The following is a 14,561-nucleotide window of genomic DNA, read 5'->3' as shown; positions in this document are numbered from 1 at the left end:
GGTGATGCTGTAGGTAAAGTTCCATTGGCTGTGTAGCTCTTTGCAACCTTTGGGATCGGCTTGGTTCCTACTTATCCTCCCCGGTAAACGTGCAATGGTCAAAACGTTCTCAAGTACTCTTTTCTTCGACCGGTACGTGCATACGATCACGGTTGGCCAGCGTCGGGAACAGCTTGATCCACACCCCGGTCACCACCAAAGTGCCAACCCCGCCCATCACCACCGCAGGCACGGTGCCAAACCAATGGGCGGTAATCCCGGATTCGAATTCGCCCAATTGATTGGACGCACCGATAAACAGGCCATTGACCGCACTCACCCTCCCGCGCATTTCATCTGGCGTTTCCAACTGCACGAACGACGCACGGATCACCATGCTGATCATGTCTGCCGCGCCCAGTACCACCAGCACCGCCAGTGAAAACCAGAACGAAGTCGACAGGCCGAAGGCAATGGTTGCCACCCCGAACACGCCGACGGCGGTGAACATTACGCGGCCCACCTGGCGGTCTACCGAGAACCGCGCCAGCCACAATGACATCAGCAATGCCCCCACGGCCGGGGCCGACCGCAGCAGGCCCAGGCCCCAAGCGCCGGTCAGCAGGATGTCCTTGGCGAACACCGGCAACAGCGCGGTGGCGCCGCCCAGCAGCACGGCAAACAGGTCCAGGGAGATGGCGCCGAGAATGTCCGGGCGGCTGCGGATAAAGCGAATACCGGCCAGCAGCGAGTCCATCGTGGCCTTGGCTTTGTTCAGTGGGGTCTGGCGGGCGGGCAAGTTCAGGGTCAGCACGCAGGCAATCAGGTACAGCGCCACGGTGGGACCGTACACCCACACACTGCCAAACGCATAAAGCAAACCGCCCACGGCCGGTGCGACGATGGTCGCCAGTTGCTGGGCCGATTGCGAGGCGGCCACAGCGCGGGGGAACAGCGCGCTGGGCACGATGCTCGGCAACAGCGCCTGGGTGGTAGGCATTTCAAACGAACGTGCGGCGCCCAGCAGGAAGGCGAGGATAAAGATCATCTCGCGGGTCACGTTGCCGGTCAGGCCGCCGATGGCCAGGGACAAGGCAATGAGTGCCTGTAACGTCTGGCAGATAGCGGCGACCCGGCGCCGTTCATAGCGGTCAGCCACGTGACCGGTGTGCAGCATGAACAGTACGCGCGGTATGAATTCCACCAGGCCGACCAGGCCCAGGTCCAGGACGTTGCCGGTCAGCTGGTAGAGGTTCCAGCCAATTGCCACAGTGAGCATCTGGAAGCCGCTGGCCGTGAAGATCCGCGCCAGCCAGAACGCGATGAAAGGGCGGTGGTGACGTAACAGCAACGCAGGTTCACTGGGCATCGGGAATCAGGTCGGCAACGGGAGAATGGCGAGATTAGCATCAAGCTGTAACAAATAGTTGCAAGAACTGAGCTGAGGCAAGCTGTCACGCGGCAAAAGACCACACAGTCCTACGGCAAAAATGGGACTACTCTTTCAACGATGCTTGATCCAGATCAAAACCTGCCCCGGGATTGTTCTGGTGGCCGAAAGGCCAGATTCCCCACGCGATGGGTAATAAAAGAAACGAATTGAAATTCGCCACACTCCATATCCGTGGGGGCAGTGGGTGCAGGCTCCCAGCCAGCAGCCGGTATTACCTGACAGAGGAAGACTTATGTTCGGTTTGGAGGCGCTAGATCTCGCCCGAATTCAATTCGCGTTCACCATCTCATTCCACATCCTGTTCCCGGCGATCACCATCGGCCTGGCCAGTTACCTTGCGGTGCTGGAGGGCTTGTGGCTCAAGACCCACAACGACACCTACCGTGACCTCTATCATTTCTGGTCGAAGATCTTTGCCGTCAACTTCGGCATGGGTGTGGTATCGGGCCTGGTCATGGCCTACCAGTTCGGCACCAACTGGAGCCGCTTCTCAGACTTCGCCGGTGCCGTCACCGGGCCGTTGCTGACGTACGAAGTGCTCACGGCCTTCTTCCTCGAGGCCGGTTTCCTGGGGGTGATGTTGTTTGGCTGGAACAAGGTGGGGCGCAAGCTGCACTTCTTCGCCACCGTGATGGTGGCCGTGGGTACGTTGATCTCCACGTTCTGGATTCTCGCCTCCAACAGCTGGATGCAGACGCCCCAGGGCTTTGAAATCATCGATGGCCGCGTGATACCGACCGACTGGTTGGCGGTGATCTTCAACCCCTCGTTCCCCTACCGCCTGATGCACATGGCCACAGCGGCGTTCGTGGCCACGGCCTTCTTCGTCGGCTCGTCGGCGGCCTGGCATCTACTGCGCGGCAAGGACAACCCGGCGATCCGCAAAATGCTCTCGATGGCGATGTGGATGGCCTTGATCGTTGCGCCCATCCAGGCGGTGATCGGCGACTTCCACGGCCTCAATACCCTCAAGCATCAGCCGGCCAAGATCGCTGCGATTGAAGGCCACTGGGAAAATATCGGCAACGAACCCACGCCGCTGATCCTGTTCGGCTGGCCGGACATGAAAGCCGAGAAAACCAAATACGCGGTCGAGATTCCGTACCTGGGTAGCCTGATCCTGACTCACTCCCTGGACAAGCAGGTGCCGGCGCTCAAGGAGTTCCCGCCTGAAGACCGCCCCAACTCCACCGTTGTGTTCTGGTCGTTCCGGGTCATGGTCGGCCTGGGGTTCCTGATGATCTTCACCGGTCTGTTCAGCCTGTGGCTGCGCCGGGGCGACAAGATGTACACGTCCAAACCGTTCCTGTACCTGGCGTTGTGGATGGGCCCGTCTGGCCTGATTGCGATTCTTGCCGGCTGGTTCACCACCGAAATCGGTCGCCAGCCCTGGGTGGTCTACGGGTTGATGCGCACGGCGGATGCCTCCTCCGGGCATAGCCTGACGCAGATGACCATTACCCTGGTGTTGTTCGTGGTGGTGTACTTCGCGCTGTTCGGTGCGGGCCTGGGCTACATGATGCGCCTGGTACGCAAAGGCCCCGTGACCCACGACAGCACCGAGCCAGCCCACGGTGGCCCTGGCCAGAAACGCACCCCGGCGCGTCCGTTGTCTGCTGCCGACGATGGCAGTGATAACGACCACGACCACATCCAGCACAAGGGGAATTGAGATGGGTATTGATCTTCCGCTGATCTGGGCCGTGATCATCATCTTCGGCATCATGATGTACGTGGTCATGGACGGCTTCGACCTGGGGATCGGCATTCTTTTTCCGTTTATCCCGGGCAAAGTCGACCGTGACGTGATGATGAACACCGTGGCGCCCGTATGGGACGGCAACGAAACCTGGCTGGTACTCGGCGGCGCGGCGTTGTTCGGCGCGTTCCCGCTGGCCTATTCGGTGGTGCTGTCGGCGCTGTACCTGCCGCTGATCTTGATGCTGATCGGGCTGATCTTCCGCGGCGTGGCCTTTGAGTTCCGCTTCAAGGCCAAGGACCACAAGCGTCACCTGTGGGACAAGGCGTTTATTGGCGGCTCGCTGGCGGCGACTTTCTTCCAGGGGGTGGCGTTGGGCGCCTTTATCGACGGTATTCCGGTGGTGGATCGCCAGTTCGCCGGCGGCTCACTGGACTGGCTCACACCCTTCACGATGTTCTGCGGCGTGGCGCTGATCGTGGCGTATGCCTTGCTCGGCTGCACCTGGCTGATCATGAAGACCGAAGGCAAGTTGCAGGAGCAGATGCACAACCTGGCGCGGCCATTGGCCTTCGTGGTGTTGGCGGTGATCGGCATCGTCAGCATCTGGACGCCGCTGACCCACCCGGAAATCGCGTCGCGCTGGTTCACCTTGCCGAACCTGTTCTGGTTCCTGCCGGTGCCGATCCTGGTGCTGGTTACCATGTACGGGCTGATCCGCGCCGTGGCACGTAATGCGCACTACACGCCGTTCCTGTTGACGCTGGTGCTGATTTTCCTCGGCTACAGTGGCCTGGGGATCAGCCTGTGGCCGAACATCATCCCGCCGTCCGTGTCGATCTGGGATGCCGCCGCGCCGCCGCAAAGCCAGGGCTTCATGCTGGTGGGCACGTTGTTCATCATCCCGTTCATCCTGGGCTACACCTTCTGGAGCTACTACGTGTTCCGCGGCAAGGTCACCCACGAAGACGGCTATCACTAGGAGGATTGAAACATGTCCAAACCTTCGTTGCACGAAATTGAACAGGCCGAGAAGCAGCCATTGTGGCGGCGCCTGGGATGGCTGGCGATGATCTGGACCGGCAGCGTGCTGGCCCTGTTCGTGGTGGCCAGCCTGATGCGCATGTTCATGAATGCGGCAGGCCTGGGCACGCACTGATACTCCTACGAAAAAGCCCTGCTTTTCTTGATCGAAAAGCAGGGCTTTTTTATTTACGCGCCTTGAGGATCACGAACTTGGGCGTGGCCGCTACTTGCTCGACACCACGGAACAGCCGCGCCAGCTTGCTGTGGTAGCCCAGGTGACGATTCCCGACGATGTACAAGGCGCCACCGACCACCAGTGCTTCGCGTGCCTGCTGGAACATACGCCAGGCGAGGAAGTCACCGACCACTTGTTGTTGGTGGAACGGCGGGTTGCACAGCACCACGTCCAGCGATTGCGCCTCCTGGCCGGCCAGGCCATCGTCGGCACGTACGCTGACGTCCCGTTCACCCAAGGCGGCTTGCCAGTTTTCGGCGGCCGATTGCACTGCCATATACGACTCATCCACCAAGGTGTAGTGCGCGTCGGGGTTTTGCAGGGCGCTGGCAATCGCCAGTACGCCGTTGCCGCAGCCCAGGTCCGCCACGCGGGCGCTGCCCAGGCTTTTTGGCAGATGCGGCAGGAAGGCACGGGTGCCGATGTCCAGGCCTTCGCGGCAAAACACGTTGGCGTGGTTACACAACTCGATGACCGGCGCATCCAGGGTATAGCGGGTCGGGTAGGGCGAGACCGCGGCAGGGCGCTGCTCGACGCTGGCGATCAGCAACCGTGCCTTTTTGACCGCCAATGAGGCGTGCATGGGCCCGATGTAACGCTCCAGCAATTCACCTGCGGCCCGGGGCAAATGCTTGACCATCGCACCTGCGATCACCTCGGCGCCGGGCGCCAGTTGTCCTTGCAGGCGGATCAGTTGTTCTTCCAGCAACGCCAGGGTTTTCGGCACGCGGATCAACACGCGATCGAACGGCCCGGTCGCGAGCTGGCTAGCCGGTATGAAGGGCACGGTATCGAAGGGCTTGCCGTTGCGCACCAGGTTTTTTTCCAGGCCCTGGGCGGCGAGGAACGAATCGCCGCTGGAGGTTACCTGTACCTGGCCCTGAAGGCTGGCCGCCAGGGCGCCGAAGCTGTCATTGAGGACCAGCACGCGGGTGGCGGCAGTGGGCTGTTGCGCGGCGAGGTGGCTGAGCAGGTATTCGTCGGCGGCATCGAAGGCTTGCAGCGGATCATTGTGTTGCTCTGGCTGACGAATCAGGTCGAGCTGGGCGAAAGGGCTGTCAAGCAGGGGCATGGCGGGGCAAGGCTCTGGGTAATCGACGGACCGTCTGAGTGAACGGCGGGGGCCACGCGAAGCGCACCCTCAACACTCAGAATTGGCCGTAAATATTACGTTTTTTTCAACGCGATGACATGCGGTGTTTTGCGTGGGCTAAAACAGCCCGGCTTTAGCGGCACGCAGCACCGCCTGGATCTTGTTATGCACGCCCAGCTTCTTGAAGGTACTGCTGATATGAAAGCCCACGGTGCGCTCGGACAGGCAAAGAATCGCGGCAATCTCGGAGGCGGTCTTGCCCATCGCGGACCACTTGAGTATTTCTGTTTCCCGGGCAGTCAATTTGCTGGGCGCTTTGATCTCGGGTGCGTTGGCGTACTTGCGCGCGACCACCGCATGCATCACATGGCAAAGCCACAACACCTGGGCGGTTTTTTCGTAGAGCTCTGCAGGGGTGACCTTGCCCTTGCTGCGAACCAAGGTCAGCATGCTGAACACCCCCTGGAAATCATGCACAGGTTGGGTCCAGCCGAAATGCACTCCGCATGCCTGGGCCAACTCCCACAGCTGGGGGGCGTCAGCAAAGGTTTTTTGCTCCCAGAGAATGGGCAGTACCGAAGTTTTACAGTGGGTTACAACGGGGTCTACATCGAAGAAGTGTGCTTTTTTATAAATACTGAGCCATTCATTTGGATAGTTATTGAATAAAATTGGTTTTGTAGGGGGGTATTGTGATTGGGTGCTCATGGTAAAGGAGCAATATTCGAAGCCTAGTTCATAGGTGTGGTTTATCACCATCTCAAACACACTGGTGATTTCACTCTCGCCGTCCAGCTTAGGTAGCCGGGTATTATGCCAATTGACCATCGGTGACTCTCCATAGGTGTCTATGTAACCTGGGTACGTCCTGATCTCCCAATGCAGCTCGAAAAGAAGTGTAGGGTAAGTCCTACAACTGAGTTTAAAAAAAAATTTATCTACAGGGCTCGTTTAGTTCGCCGGTTTTGTACAAGACTCGAAGTTTTGTATAGGAGCGCTTGGCAGGGGCTTTTTTTTCAATGTTTTGAAGGTGGTATCAAAATGATGTCGCTGTAAGTGCCGTTGCTTCTAGTGAGGTATTCGGGGCACGTTAATAGCCAAATAGTTAGTTCCGGAGTGGAGTGCATGGTTGACCCCGTGATGGGCAAAAAACGTGCAGCCCAGCTGAGTGTGCTTTGAGCGATTGCAAAGCCAGTACCAATCATCGGTGTTTGCGCGGGCTGTTTTGAGGGACACTAAAGGCCTGTGCAAAACGGAGCCCCCCATGACGGCCAGTGCTGAAAAATTTACCCGCCAGACCCTGCTCGATGTGCAATCGCTGACCCCCAGCCTGTTCACCCTGCGCACCACCCGCGATGCCGGTTTTCGTTTTACCGCCGGCCAGTTCGTGCGCCTGGGCGTTACCAAGGCGGATGGCAGCACCGTCTGGCGTGCCTATTCCATCGTGTCTTCGCCGTTTGACGAGCATCTGGATTTCTTTTCCATCGTGGTCCCCGGTGGTGAGTTCACCAGTGAACTGAGCCGTTTGAAGGCGGGCGATACCTTGCTGGTAGAGCGCCAGGCTACGGGTTTTCTGACCCTCAACCGCTTTGTCGACGGGCGCGACCTGTGGTTGCTGGGAACCGGTACGGGCGTTGCGCCGTTCCTGTCGATCCTGCAGGACTTCGAAGTCTGGGAAAAATTCGAGCGCATCATCCTGGTGTACAGCGCCCGGGAAGCCAAGGAACTGGCCTACCAGTCGCTGATCGACACACTGGGTGAGCGCGAGTACCTGGCCGAGTACGCCCACAAGCTCACCTACATTCCCATCGTCACCCGCGAGCAGCATCCGGGCGCGTTGAATGGGCGTATTACGGCCTTGATCGAAAATGGCGAATTGGAGCGGGCCGCCGGCGTGGAGCTGACGGCGCAGGATTCGCGCGTACTGATTTGCGGCAACCCGCAGATGGTCGATGACACGCGCCAGTTGCTCAAGCAGCGGGACATGCAACTGAGCCTGAGCCGACGGCCTGGCCAGGTGGCGGTAGAAAATTATTGGTAGAAAAAAGGCGCCTTGCGAGGCGCCTTTTTTGCATCCGCCGGTTAAAGCGGCTTGTTGTTCTGTGCCTTGAGCAGATCGCGGATCTCGCCCAGCAGCACTTCTTCCTTGCTCGGCGTCGGCGGCAGGCTTGGGGCCACGGCTTCTTCGCGCTTCAGACGGTTGATCGCCTTCACGCCCATGAAGATTGCAAACGCGACGATCACAAAGTCGATGATGCTCTGGATGAACTTGCCGTAGGCCAGGACAACAGCGGGGACATCACCCTGTGCGGCCTTGAGCGTGACGGCCAGATCGGCAAAGTCCACACCACCGATCAGCAGGCCGATGGGAGGCATTATCACGTCGCCTACAAATGAGGAAACAATCTTGCCGAAGGCAGCACCGATGATGATACCGACGGCCATGTCGACCACATTACCTTTGACCGCGAAGGCCTTGAACTCACTGATCACGCCCATAGGTTATTCCTTGTTACAGTTGAGGAGGGTGGAGGTCAGTGTAATTCAGTCGAACAGCGCTTGCTCGACACAACTGTTAACACTGTCGGTTTTTATCGACACATCAAATCGCAAATAGTTTGCAAAGTGCCATCAATCGCGCGCGAATTAGCCGCTATTTCAGCGAGTTACCAGATTTTTTTCTTAATCGGGTCTGTGGTGTTTTTCTATTTATCTTCTGACTCGCAGGTCACTAGCCTCTGACAAGCACAACAGAATGTGCGCTAAAAAAACCAGAGGAAACCTCGATGAACACTCCAATCAGCCGCAGGCCCGTGTCGGCGCGCCATGCGCTGGCACTGGTAACCGCCAGCCTGCTTTCCCTCTCTGTGCAAGCCGCCAACCTGACCCGCGATAACGGGGCCAACGTCGGTGATAACCAGAACTCCCAGACCGCCGGCGCCAATGGCCCGGTGTTGCTGCAGGATGTGCAACTGATCCAGAAGCTGCAGCGCTTCGACCGCGAACGCATCCCGGAGCGCGTGGTGCACGCACGCGGCACGGGCGCCCATGGCACCTTCACCGTGACCGACAACCTCAGCGACCTGACCAAGGCTAAAGTGTTCGCCGCCGGTGAAACCACGCCGGTGTTCGTGCGCTTCTCGGCGGTGGTGCATGGCAACCACTCCCCGGAAACCCTGCGGGACCCACGGGGCTTCGCCACCAAGTTCTATACCGCCGAAGGTAACTGGGACCTGGTCGGTAATAACTTCCCAACGTTCTTTATTCGCGATGCCATCAAGTTCCCGGACATGGTCCATGCCTTTAAACCGGACCCGCGCACTAACCTGGACGATGACTCGCGCCGTTTCGACTTCTTCTCCCATGTTCCAGAGTCCACTCGTACACTGACCGAGTTGTACTCGGACTCCGGCACCCCCGCCAGTTACCGCGAAATGGACGGCAATGGCGTACATGCCTACAAGTTGATTAACACTAAAGGTGAAGTGCACTACGTCAAGTTTCATTGGAAGAGCCTGCAGGGCATCAAGAACCTTGATCCCAAGCAAGTTACCGAAGTACAAGGGCGTGACTACAGCCATATGACCAATGATCTGGTCACGCACATCAACAAAGGCGACTTCCCTAAGTGGGACCTGTATGTGCAGGTGCTCAAGCCTGAAGACCTGGCCAAGTTTGATTTCGACCCACTGGATGCCACCAAGATCTGGCCGAATGTGCCCGAGCGCAAAGTCGGGCAAATGGTGCTGAACCGCAACCCGGCCAATGTGTTCCAGGAAACCGAGCAAGTCGCGATGGCCCCGGCCAACCTGGTACCGGGTATCGAGCCGTCGGAAGACCGCTTGCTGCAGGGGCGGGTGTTCTCCTACGCCGATACGCAGATGTACCGCCTGGGCGCGAACGCCCTGCAGTTGCCGATCAACGCTCCACGGGTCACCGTCAACAACGGCAACCAGGATGGCGCGATGAACTTTGGCAAGACCACCACCGGTGTGAATTACCAGCCAAGCCGCCTGTTGCCGCGCGAAGAGCCGCAAGCCGCACGCTACAGCCAGGCGCCGCTGTCGGGCAGCACCCAGCAGGCCAAGATCCAGCGTGAGCAGAACTTCAAGCAGGCCGGTGACCTGTACCGTTCCTACACCAAGAAAGAGCGCGAAGACCTGATCAACAACTTCGGCGGCTCATTGGCCACCACCGATGACGAGAGCAAGCACATCATCCTGTCGTTCCTCTACAAGGCCGATCCCGAGTACGGCACTGGCGTGGCCAAGGTCGCCAAGGGCGACCTGGCTCGCGTAAAGGCGCTGGCGGAAAAACTGACTGACTGATTCGTTGGTTATGGTCGGCGCCTTCACGGGCGTCGACCTTTGGCAGGAGAACACCCTATGCGCATCACTATCGGTTTACTGATGGCCATGCTGGCCTTCGCTGCCCATGCCGAGTCCCCCGACCCGGTGGCGCTCAAGGCACAGTTGCAGGACTACTATTTCGACGCCGCCCGTCGTGGCGACCTCGACATGCTCAACACCTTCATAGAGTCCGGCTACGGCCTCAATGCCCAGGATGACAAGGGCTACACCGCATTGATCCTGGCTGCTTATCACGGCCAGGGCCCGTATGTGGAGCGTCTGCTCGATGCCGGCGCCGACGCCTGCGTGCAGGATAAGCGCGGTAACACAGCGTTGATGGGCGCCATCTTCAAAGGTGAGCTGAAAATCGCCCAGCGCCTGTTGGCCACCGACTGCAACCCCGACCAGCGCAACGGCGCAGGGCAGACCGCTGCCATGTACGCCGGGTTGTTCAAGCGCGTCGAATTGTTGGGGGCGCTGCAAGCCAAAGGCGCCGACCTGAACGCCGAAGACCCCGTAGGTAACAGCGCTTCACGTTTGGCTAATGGCGAAATCCGGACCCCAGCGTCGCGCTGAGCTATCATCGCGGTTTTTCGGTTGGAGGTTCTCATATGGCAAAGGCCAAGCGCATGTACGGCTGCACAGAGTGCGGCGCGACCTTTCCCAAATGGGCGGGCCAGTGCTCCGAATGCGGCGCGTGGAACACCCTGACTGAAACCATGATCGAGAGCGGCGGTGCCGCGGCCCCCACCGGTCGTGCCGGCTGGACCGGGCAACAGGCGCAGATCAAGACCCTGGCCGAAGTCAGCGTCGAAGAGATCCCGCGCTTTTCCACCGCCTCCGGCGAGTTGGACCGGGTGCTGGGCGGTGGCCTGGTGGACGGCTCGGTGGTATTGATTGGTGGTGACCCGGGCATCGGCAAGTCCACGATCCTGCTGCAAACCCTGTGCAGCATCGCCAGCCGCATGCCTGCGCTGTATGTCACCGGCGAAGAGTCCCAGCAGCAAGTGGCCATGCGCGCCCGGCGCCTGGGCTTGCCCCAGGACCAACTGCGGGTCATGACCGAAACCTGCATCGAAAGCATCATCGCCACGGCGCGCATCGAAAAGCCCAAGGTCATGGTCATTGACTCGATCCAGACGATTTTCACTGAACAACTGCAATCGGCACCCGGCGGTGTGTCCCAGGTGCGCGAAAGCGCGGCGCTGTTGGTGCGTTACGCCAAGCAGAGCGGCACGGCGATCTTCCTGGTCGGCCACGTGACCAAGGAAGGCGCACTGGCCGGGCCACGGGTGTTGGAACACATGGTCGACACCGTGTTGTATTTCGAAGGGGAATCCGACGGTCGCCTGCGCTTGCTGCGAGCGGTGAAGAACCGTTTTGGCGCCGTCAACGAACTGGGGGTGTTCGCCATGACCGACCGGGGGCTGAAAGAAGTCTCGAACCCCTCGGCGATTTTTCTCACCCGCGCTCAGGAAGAAGTCCCAGGCAGTGTGGTGATGGCCACCTGGGAAGGCACCCGGCCGATGCTGGTGGAAGTCCAGGCGCTGGTGGATGACAGCCATTTGGCCAACCCACGGCGGGTCACACTGGGCCTGGACCAGAACCGCCTGGCGATGCTGCTGGCGGTGCTGCACCGGCATGGCGGCATTCCGACCCACGACCAGGATGTGTTCCTCAACGTGGTGGGCGGGGTCAAGGTGTTGGAGACCGCGTCCGACCTGGCGTTGATGGCGGCGGTGATGTCCAGCCTGCGTAATCGGCCGTTGCCCCATGACTTGCTGGTGTTTGGGGAGGTGGGGTTGTCGGGCGAAGTGCGCCCGGTGCCGAGTGGGCAGGAGCGCTTGAAGGAAGCGGCCAAGCATGGCTTCAAACGGGCGATTGTGCCCAAGGGCAATGCGCCGAAGGAGGCGCCGCCGGGGTTGCAGATTATTGCAGTGACACGCTTAGAACAGGCGTTGGATGCGCTGTTCGAATAATCCGCAACACTGCTGAACACCTGTGGAAGCTGGCTTGCCTGCGATAGCGGCGGGTCAGCTTACCCATCCTTGTCTGATACACCGCCATCGCAGGCAAGCCAGCTCCCACCCTTGATTCATGTTGGCGGCTAGAGCTCCAGCAGGGCGCCCAACTCGCGCTCCAGTTCTTGCTCATCACCCAGGTTCAACTCAACGAACCTACGCAAATGGCTGATCGAGTCCAGATCAATGTGCTTGCACACAAAGCCCAATTGGCCCTGATCTTCATGGGTCAGCCGCGCTTGCATCTTTATATGCGTCTTCTGTTCCAGGCGTATGTCGACGTCAAAGGGCAGCGCTTTATTCCCCTTCCAGTCGTCAGGCCGTTCCACCAGCAATCCCTTGAGTGACAGATCCACCAGTTTCACCGGCCATTCGCTGCCGTTTTGCCGAAGTTCGGCCGTGGCATCAAAGGCGATTCGGCGAAAACGGCGACGTTCAGACGCATGTTCGGTCATGGTATAGCCCTCTGTGAATGGGAGGAGTGTAGCCCGGGGCCATCAAGGGGCGTTTATTTCGGCTTTTTTTAACGGTTGAAGGCTCTAGACCAACGTAGGGGGCTGGTCTTTAAGGCCAGTAGCGCTAAACTCGGGCTGGCTGTCCTTTCTGTCCACCCTGGCTGGAATATAAAAATGAAAAATAATAATAGCCTGCTACGCCACTTACCCTGGCTGGTGCTGGCAATTGTAGGAGCGTGCGCCCTGGGCGTAGTGGCCTTGCGCCGCGGCGAGGCGATCAACGCCTTGTGGATTGTGGTCGCTGCGGTGGCCATCTACCTGGTTGCGTACCGTTACTACAGTCTGTTCATCGCCAACAACGTGATGCAACTCGATCCCCGGCGGGCAACCCCTGCGGTGGTCAACAATGATGGTCTGGACTACGTGCCGACCAACAAACACATTCTTTTCGGTCACCACTTTGCGGCGATTGCCGGTGCAGGCCCGTTGGTCGGCCCGGTGCTGGCGGCGCAAATGGGCTATCTGCCCGGTACCCTGTGGCTGATTGCCGGGGTGGTGCTGGCCGGTGCGGTGCAAGACTTCATGGTCCTGTTCCTGTCCACCCGTCGCAACGGCCGTTCCCTGGGGGATATGGTGCGCGAAGAGATGGGCCGCATTCCCGGGACCATCGCGCTGTTCGGCTGCTTCCTGATCATGATCATCATCCTCGCGGTGCTGGCGCTGATCGTGGTCAAAGCCCTGGCCGAGAGCCCATGGGGCATCTTCACGGTGATGGCGACCATCCCGATCGCGATGTTCATGGGCATCTACATGCGCTACATCCGCCCGGGCCGCATCGGTGAAATCTCGATCATCGGCGTGCTGTTGCTGCTCGGTTCGATCTGGCTGGGCGGGCAGATTGCCGCTGATCCGGTGTGGGCCAAGGCGTTCACCTTCACCGGTATCCAGATCACCTGGATGCTGATCGGCTACGGTTTCGTGGCCGCTGTGCTGCCGGTGTGGCTGATTCTGGCGCCCCGCGACTACCTGTCGACGTTCCTGAAAATCGGCACCATCATCGCCCTGGCGATTGGCATCCTGATCACCATGCCTGATCTGAAAATGCCGGCACTCACCCAGTTCATCGACGGCACCGGCCCGGTGTGGAAGGGCGGCCTGTTCCCGTTCCTGTTCATCACCATTGCCTGTGGCGCGGTCTCGGGCTTCCATGCGCTGATCTCCTCGGGCACCACGCCCAAGTTGCTCGCCAGTGAGAGCCATGCCCGTTACATCGGTTACGGCGGCATGCTGATGGAGTCGTTCGTGGCCATCATGGCGATGGTTGCCGCCTCGGTGATTGAGCCTGGCGTGTACTTCGCCATGAACAGCCCGGCTGCCATTGTCGGCACCGACGTGGTCACCGTGGCGCAAACCGTCAGCAGTTGGGGCTTTGCCATTACGCCTGAGGCGCTGTCGGCCGTTGCCCACGATATCGGTGAAACCACCATCCTGGCACGTGCCGGCGGCGCGCCGACTTTGGCGGTAGGTATCGCGCAGATCCTGCACAGCGTGCTGCCGGGTGAAAACACCATGGCGTTCTGGTACCACTTTGCGATCCTGTTCGAAGCGCTGTTCATCCTTACGGCAGTGGATGCCGGTACCCGCGCCGGTCGTTTCATGCTGCAAGACCTGCTCGGTTCCTTCGTGCCTGCGCTCAAACGCACCGAGTCCTGGACTGCCAACCTGATTGCTACCGCAGGCTGCGTGGCGATGTGGGGTTACTTGCTGTACCAGGGCGTGATCGACCCGCTGGGTGGCATCAATACCTTGTGGCCGCTGTTCGGTATCTCCAACCAGATGCTGGCCGGTATCGCGCTGATGCTGGCGACCGTTGTGCTGATCAAAATGAAGCGTCAGCGCTACATCTGGGTGACCATGTTGCCGGCTGTCTGGCTGCTGATCTGCACCACCACGGCAGGCTTCATCAAGCTGTTCGACGCCAACCCGGCGATCGGCTTCCTGTCGCTGGCCAAGAAATACAGCGATGCCCTGGCTAACGGCCAGATCCTCGCCCCGGCCAAGAGCATCGACCAGATGCAGCACGTGATCTGGAACGCCTACACCAACGCAACGCTGACGGCGCTGTTCCTGTTCGTGGTGTTCAGCATCCTGTTCTATGCGCTCAAAGTCGGCGTCGCCGCCTGGGGTAACAAAGAACGTACGGATAAAGAAGCCCCGTTCCAGGCTGTACCGGACGCGTAAACGAGGATTG

At 59.6% G+C, this 14,561-nt stretch carries 13 protein-coding genes; 8 read left to right on the top strand and 5 right to left on the bottom strand.

Annotation, left to right across the window (positions count from 1 at the left end):
* Positions 1 to 109: 109 nt before the first annotated feature.
* Positions 110 to 1,348, bottom strand: coding sequence for an MFS transporter (locus AB9N64_RS13765; protein ID WP_032904166.1), 1,239 nt, complete (start codon positions 1,346 to 1,348; stop codon positions 110 to 112).
* Positions 1,349 to 1,664: 316 nt separating this feature from the next.
* Here AB9N64_RS13765 and AB9N64_RS13760 point away from each other — a divergent pair, with 316 nt between their 5' ends.
* The 3 genes from AB9N64_RS13760 to AB9N64_RS13750 are packed head-to-tail and all read left to right on the top strand — an operon-like array spanning position 1,665 to position 4,290.
* Entirely contained in the window at positions 1,665 to 3,104 is a 1,440-nt protein-coding gene (locus tag AB9N64_RS13760) for a cytochrome ubiquinol oxidase subunit I (RefSeq protein WP_014720025.1), read from the top strand.
* Position 3,105: 1 nt separating this feature from the next.
* Positions 3,106 to 4,113, top strand: a complete 1,008-nt coding sequence (gene cydB / locus AB9N64_RS13755) for a cytochrome d ubiquinol oxidase subunit II (RefSeq protein WP_014720024.1) — start codon at positions 3,106 to 3,108, stop codon at positions 4,111 to 4,113.
* Positions 4,114 to 4,125: 12 nt separating this feature from the next.
* The gene (locus tag AB9N64_RS13750) at positions 4,126 to 4,290 is read left to right on the top strand and encodes a DUF2474 domain-containing protein (protein ID WP_371360370.1); all 165 of its coding nucleotides are present in this window, start codon (positions 4,126 to 4,128) and stop codon (positions 4,288 to 4,290) included.
* 49 nt (positions 4,291 to 4,339) lie between these two features.
* Here the strand turns inward: AB9N64_RS13750 and AB9N64_RS13745 are convergent, their stop codons facing one another.
* Both AB9N64_RS13745 and AB9N64_RS13740 read right to left on the bottom strand, forming a co-directional pair.
* Positions 4,340 to 5,464 carry a methyltransferase gene (locus AB9N64_RS13745; RefSeq protein ID WP_371360369.1) on the bottom strand — a complete coding sequence of 375 codons (1,125 nt, stop codon included), beginning with the start codon at positions 5,462 to 5,464 and terminating at the stop codon, positions 4,340 to 4,342.
* A gap of 138 nt (positions 5,465 to 5,602) precedes the next feature.
* The gene (locus AB9N64_RS13740; RefSeq protein ID WP_060768002.1) at positions 5,603 to 6,313 is read right to left on the bottom strand and encodes a LuxR family transcriptional regulator; all 711 of its coding nucleotides are present in this window, start codon (positions 6,311 to 6,313) and stop codon (positions 5,603 to 5,605) included.
* Between the two features lie 436 nt (positions 6,314 to 6,749).
* Between AB9N64_RS13740 and AB9N64_RS13735 the strand changes: the two genes are divergently transcribed.
* Complete coding sequence (locus AB9N64_RS13735) at positions 6,750 to 7,526, top strand: ferredoxin--NADP reductase (protein ID WP_073452119.1); 777 nt, start codon at positions 6,750 to 6,752, stop codon at positions 7,524 to 7,526.
* Positions 7,527 to 7,567: 41 nt separating this feature from the next.
* Here AB9N64_RS13735 and mscL read toward each other — a convergent pair whose 3' ends face one another.
* Positions 7,568 to 7,984, bottom strand: a complete 417-nt coding sequence (gene mscL, locus AB9N64_RS13730; protein ID WP_019818024.1) for a large-conductance mechanosensitive channel protein MscL — start codon at positions 7,982 to 7,984, stop codon at positions 7,568 to 7,570.
* 287 nt (positions 7,985 to 8,271) lie between these two features.
* Here mscL and katB point away from each other — a divergent pair, with 287 nt between their 5' ends.
* From katB to radA, 3 genes are read left to right on the top strand one after another with little or no spacing between them, the layout of a single operon-like run.
* Positions 8,272 to 9,813, top strand: a complete 1,542-nt coding sequence (gene katB, locus AB9N64_RS13725; protein WP_020301753.1) for a catalase KatB — start codon at positions 8,272 to 8,274, stop codon at positions 9,811 to 9,813.
* A 57-nt stretch (positions 9,814 to 9,870) separates the two neighbouring features.
* Complete coding sequence (locus tag AB9N64_RS13720; protein WP_014720017.1) at positions 9,871 to 10,410, top strand: ankyrin repeat domain-containing protein; 540 nt, start codon at positions 9,871 to 9,873, stop codon at positions 10,408 to 10,410.
* Between the two features lie 35 nt (positions 10,411 to 10,445).
* The gene (radA, locus tag AB9N64_RS13715) at positions 10,446 to 11,813 is read left to right on the top strand and encodes a DNA repair protein RadA (RefSeq protein WP_003194313.1); all 1,368 of its coding nucleotides are present in this window, start codon (positions 10,446 to 10,448) and stop codon (positions 11,811 to 11,813) included.
* A 128-nt stretch (positions 11,814 to 11,941) separates the two neighbouring features.
* Here radA and AB9N64_RS13710 read toward each other — a convergent pair whose 3' ends face one another.
* Positions 11,942 to 12,310 (bottom strand): PilZ domain-containing protein, encoded by a 369-nt coding sequence (locus tag AB9N64_RS13710; RefSeq protein ID WP_020301754.1) that lies wholly within the window; start codon positions 12,308 to 12,310, stop codon positions 11,942 to 11,944.
* Between the two features lie 174 nt (positions 12,311 to 12,484).
* Here AB9N64_RS13710 and AB9N64_RS13705 point away from each other — a divergent pair, with 174 nt between their 5' ends.
* Positions 12,485 to 14,551 (top strand): carbon starvation CstA family protein, encoded by a 2,067-nt coding sequence (locus tag AB9N64_RS13705; RefSeq protein ID WP_014720014.1) that lies wholly within the window; start codon positions 12,485 to 12,487, stop codon positions 14,549 to 14,551.
* Positions 14,552 to 14,561 lie beyond the last annotated feature (10 nt).

Origin of the sequence: Pseudomonas sp. KT_2_4 (assembly GCF_041410225.1) — a bacterium.
Taxonomy (GTDB): Bacteria; Pseudomonadota; Gammaproteobacteria; order Pseudomonadales; family Pseudomonadaceae; genus Aquipseudomonas; species Aquipseudomonas paracarnis.
Note: the sequence above shows the minus strand (reverse complement) of the source record. Positions and strands in the feature narration are given on the sequence as shown.

Bases quoted from the DNA above. Each gene is read 5' to 3' on its own strand.
- AB9N64_RS13765 (WP_032904166.1), bottom strand. From the start codon at position 1,348: ATGCCCAGTGAACCTGCGTTGCTGTTACGTCACCACCGCCCTTTCATC.
- AB9N64_RS13760 (WP_014720025.1), top strand. From the start codon at position 1,665: ATGTTCGGTTTGGAGGCGCTAGATCTCGCCCGAATTCAATTCGCGTTC.
- cydB (WP_014720024.1), top strand. From the start codon at position 3,106: ATGGGTATTGATCTTCCGCTGATCTGGGCCGTGATCATCATCTTCGGC.
- AB9N64_RS13750 (WP_371360370.1), top strand. From the start codon at position 4,126: ATGTCCAAACCTTCGTTGCACGAAATTGAACAGGCCGAGAAGCAGCCA.
- AB9N64_RS13745 (WP_371360369.1), bottom strand. From the start codon at position 5,464: ATGCCCCTGCTTGACAGCCCTTTCGCCCAGCTCGACCTGATTCGTCAG.
- AB9N64_RS13740 (WP_060768002.1), bottom strand. From the start codon at position 6,313: ATGGTCAATTGGCATAATACCCGGCTACCTAAGCTGGACGGCGAGAGT.
- AB9N64_RS13735 (WP_073452119.1), top strand. From the start codon at position 6,750: ATGACGGCCAGTGCTGAAAAATTTACCCGCCAGACCCTGCTCGATGTG.
- mscL (WP_019818024.1), bottom strand. From the start codon at position 7,984: ATGGGCGTGATCAGTGAGTTCAAGGCCTTCGCGGTCAAAGGTAATGTG.
- katB (WP_020301753.1), top strand. From the start codon at position 8,272: ATGAACACTCCAATCAGCCGCAGGCCCGTGTCGGCGCGCCATGCGCTG.
- AB9N64_RS13720 (WP_014720017.1), top strand. From the start codon at position 9,871: ATGCGCATCACTATCGGTTTACTGATGGCCATGCTGGCCTTCGCTGCC.
- radA (WP_003194313.1), top strand. From the start codon at position 10,446: ATGGCAAAGGCCAAGCGCATGTACGGCTGCACAGAGTGCGGCGCGACC.
- AB9N64_RS13710 (WP_020301754.1), bottom strand. From the start codon at position 12,310: ATGACCGAACATGCGTCTGAACGTCGCCGTTTTCGCCGAATCGCCTTT.
- AB9N64_RS13705 (WP_014720014.1), top strand. From the start codon at position 12,485: ATGAAAAATAATAATAGCCTGCTACGCCACTTACCCTGGCTGGTGCTG.